This is a genomic window from Streptomyces sp. NPDC005774, from assembly GCF_042871645.1.
Lineage (GTDB): Bacteria > Actinomycetota > Actinomycetes > Streptomycetales > Streptomycetaceae > Streptomyces > Streptomyces pratens.
In genome coordinates, this window is sequence record NZ_JBIAIV010000121.1 from 1 (window position 1) to 3,143 (window position 3,143).

The following is a 3,143-nucleotide window of genomic DNA, read 5'->3' on the forward strand; positions in this document are numbered from 1 at the left end:
CAGCTCAGCCCCGTCGCCTACGAGAAGCAGTCGGCTAACATGACACTCGCCGCATAACAACACGAACTGGTGTCCACTTCTCGGGGGGAACCCCCACCGTTTCTTCTCCGGTGATCAAGGGGGCAGGAATGCAGACGACGTCGCTGCGTAAGGGTGAGAACACGGCGCTGCTTACGGCGCGGACGGTTCTGACGGTGTCGGTACAAGGACTCTCGGCGGATGTGTCCGCGCTGCTGCTCGGTCCTGACGGCAAGGTTCGCGGCGACCACGACCTGGTCTTCTACAACCACCCCGCCCAGGACGGTGTATCCGTTGAGGGCGCGGCGGTCACCGCGGAGCTTCCTCACCTGCCAGCGGACGTGCACCGTGTAGTTGTCGTGGTGAGTGCTGATCCGCTGCAGCCAGGCGCCGTCTTCACTCGAGCACCTCAGCTGACGATCACCCAGAGCGGTGCTTCGCCGGCGTTGTTCACGGCGCCGGACTTCACCTCGGGGGAGCCCGTCGTGGTCCTGGCGGAGCTGTACCGCCGCGGTGACGGCTGGAAGGCCCGGGCCGTGGGACAGGGCTATGCCTCCGGCCTTGCGGGACTGGCGACCGACTACGGCGTCGATGTCGACCCCGAGCCTTCTGCCGCGCCGCTTCCTGCGCAGACACGCACGACTACGGGACAGGCCGCCGCAGTCGACCTGACGAAGCTGGAGCGGCAGGCCTCGGCCCTGCTGGCACCCGCGCGACAGGCCGGCCAGGCCCTCGCGGACCGAGGGATCATGGGACGGCGAGCTGCTGTCTACCTCATCCTGGATCACGACTGGCACATGGAGGAGCTCTACGAGTCGTTCGCCGTGCAGGCCTTCGCCGAACGCGTCCTGGCCCTGTCGGCCAACCTCGACGACGACGGCACCGTACCCGTGATCTTCTCCAGTGGACGAGAGCCGTTCCTGGAGGAGATCCGGCTGGACAACTACCGCGGCCGTATCGGACAGCTGCACACCCAAGTCGACTGGGGCTGGGGCAACGTCGCCGACGCGATGCGCCGCGCCGTCAGCCACTACCAGGATTCCGGAGCCTCAGACCCCGCCTTCGTCGTGACCCAGGTCGGCGACGAACCCTGGGACAAGGCAGAGGTCCGCTCGATGCTCCAGAACACCGCTTCATTGGGCATCTTCTGGCTTTTTGTCGGATTCGGGCGCGGCAAGCTCGCCTTCTATAAGAACCTCAACGCCTCCGCCTCGGCCACCTTCACCAACGTCGCCTTCTACGACGCCAGCAAGAACCCGGGCTCGGTCCCCGGAGAACGGTTCTACACGGGCTTGGTCGACGCCTTCGCGACCTGGATGCGATCGTGAAACCGCCCATGGAAGCACGTTGGCACGGATCCTGCTGTCAGTGCGCAGCCAGGCGCTGAGCGGGTGGTGACGACGCTGGCTTGCTGTCAGACGAGCCGGGATCGACACAGCAAGCTGGGTAGAAGACCGCTATGCCCTGCTGGCTGCGGCCGTGGCTGGCGAGACCGGCCGCGCCAATGCCGCTCGGCTCGCCAAGGAGGTCTGGGACTACGAGCGTGACGCTGCGGCCGCGCGAACCGTCGCGGGGAGCGAGTCGAGCACCGTGATGTTGGGCCGGGCGTGCGCGAGCTGGGCAACGACGTCGCGTCGGCGCTCGTACCGCGGACGCAGGCCGACCACGAGCACGGCGTCGCTGCGGGCGGCATGGAACCCCAGCTTGTACGGCACGATCGGCTGGACCGTCTCTGCACAGAACCAGAAGAGGATCACGTCGGTCTGCTGCGATGCGGCGTTCTCCCAGCCGACATGGGCGTCGTGTGCCAGGGGATCATCCAACGGGAACGAGGCCCCGACGCGGGTTGAGGACGGTTGCTGCGCAGCCGAGTTTCTAGTGCGCTGAGGGGAGACGTCGCATTTTGGCTTCCGCCAGGATCGGCGCGGACCGCTCGATAGGGTGACCTTGCCGAGGGCCGCCTCGGCCCCCTGCACCCAACCGGTACGGCGCGGGTGGTCTGGGACGAGCAGGGGGTTCGGGTGGCGGACGTTTCGCCTGCGCAGGCGCTGGCCCGAGCGACGGCCGTCGGTGGGCGGGTGGCCGACCTGGTACGACGGGAGCCTCGAGGAGACGACCAGACGTGCCGATGGGAGCTCGTCGTGACTCTCAGCGGCAGCCCCGAGGACCGGGCGGCCGCCGGGTGGATCATCGCCGACGAGATCATGCGGGAACGCACCGGCGGGCGCCCACGGACCTACGGAAAGTGGCGTGAGGCCACCTTGAACGGGGCGAAGCTGACCGGGAAGGATCACGTCCTGGTGAAGGCCTTCGCGGAGCCTGTCTTCGAAGCGGCAGCCGCGAAGAAGGAGCACAACCACGGGCTGGCCGGGTATGTGGGCGAGTGGCTCTGGTACCTCCTGACCCGCGACCTGCCCGAGGATCCAGCGCGAGCCGTGGAGATCCTCGGACCGCCGAAGGCCGCCGTCAACGACGGAGGCGGCGACGGACTCATCGTCTACCGGGAAGACGGAACGGCCCGGGGCTTCTCCTTCCGTCTGTGGGAGATGAAGAAGTACACCGGGAAGGCGAACCGGCCGGATGGGGCGATCCACAAGGGCTGGACGCAGCTCAGCACCAAGGGGGCGACCTACCTGGGAATGTGCTCCTGGGGCGACAAACTGCTTGCTGACGACACCCGGGAGTTCGTGGGCAGTCTGGCTGACCAGTGGGTCGATGAGGAGGAGTCGGCCGGCGGCGGCGTCAGCGTCGCGCTGAACACCACGGCGATACCGACGAAGGCCTTCCACCTCGCGCACGAGCACTTCACCACCCACATGCACCCCGGCGCGCTGCAGGGCCTGGTGGTGGCGATCGACAACCTCGAGGGCTTCGCCCATGAGGTGAGGGAGTACGTGTGGACCGCACTCTAGATCCGGCTGCACTCGCGACCGCCCTCGGCGAATACCGCCCCGGCGGGGTCCTGCCCTCGGCGCAGGAACTGCTGGCGGCCATGACCCAATTGGAGATCGCCGCCTTCGGCAGGGACCAAGTGCGTTGTGGCAAACCGGATCTCGTTCGAGGTGTGCGGCGCGGGTGGCCATCTGGACGGAGGTTCGGGTGCGGCCACGGGCATGAAAGAACGG

Annotated in this window: 3 protein-coding genes; 2 read left to right on the forward strand and 1 reads right to left on the reverse strand. The window is 67.5% G+C overall.

All coding sequences use genetic code 11. The annotated features are described in order from the left end of the window. Positions 1-128: 128 nt before the first annotated feature. Positions 129-1,346 (forward strand): VWA domain-containing protein, encoded by a 1,218-nt coding sequence (locus ACFYQA_RS39270; protein WP_388928610.1) that lies wholly within the window; start codon positions 129-131, stop codon positions 1,344-1,346. Between the two features lie 207 nt (positions 1,347-1,553). Here ACFYQA_RS39270 and ACFYQA_RS39275 read toward each other — a convergent pair whose 3' ends face one another. Then, positions 1,554-1,841 (reverse strand): hypothetical protein, encoded by a 288-nt coding sequence (locus ACFYQA_RS39275; protein ID WP_388222974.1) that lies wholly within the window; start codon positions 1,839-1,841, stop codon positions 1,554-1,556. A 318-nt stretch (positions 1,842-2,159) separates the two neighbouring features. Here ACFYQA_RS39275 and ACFYQA_RS39280 point away from each other — a divergent pair, with 318 nt between their 5' ends. After that, a complete protein-coding gene (locus ACFYQA_RS39280) occupies positions 2,160-2,930 on the forward strand; it encodes a hypothetical protein (protein WP_388222976.1) in 771 nt (256 codons plus the stop codon). The last annotated feature ends 213 nt before the right edge of the window (positions 2,931-3,143 follow it).

Coding starts and splice junctions, on each gene's coding strand:
- ACFYQA_RS39270 (WP_388928610.1), top strand. CDS start 129: ATGCAGACGACGTCGCTGCGTAAGGGTGAGAACACGGCGCTGCTTACG.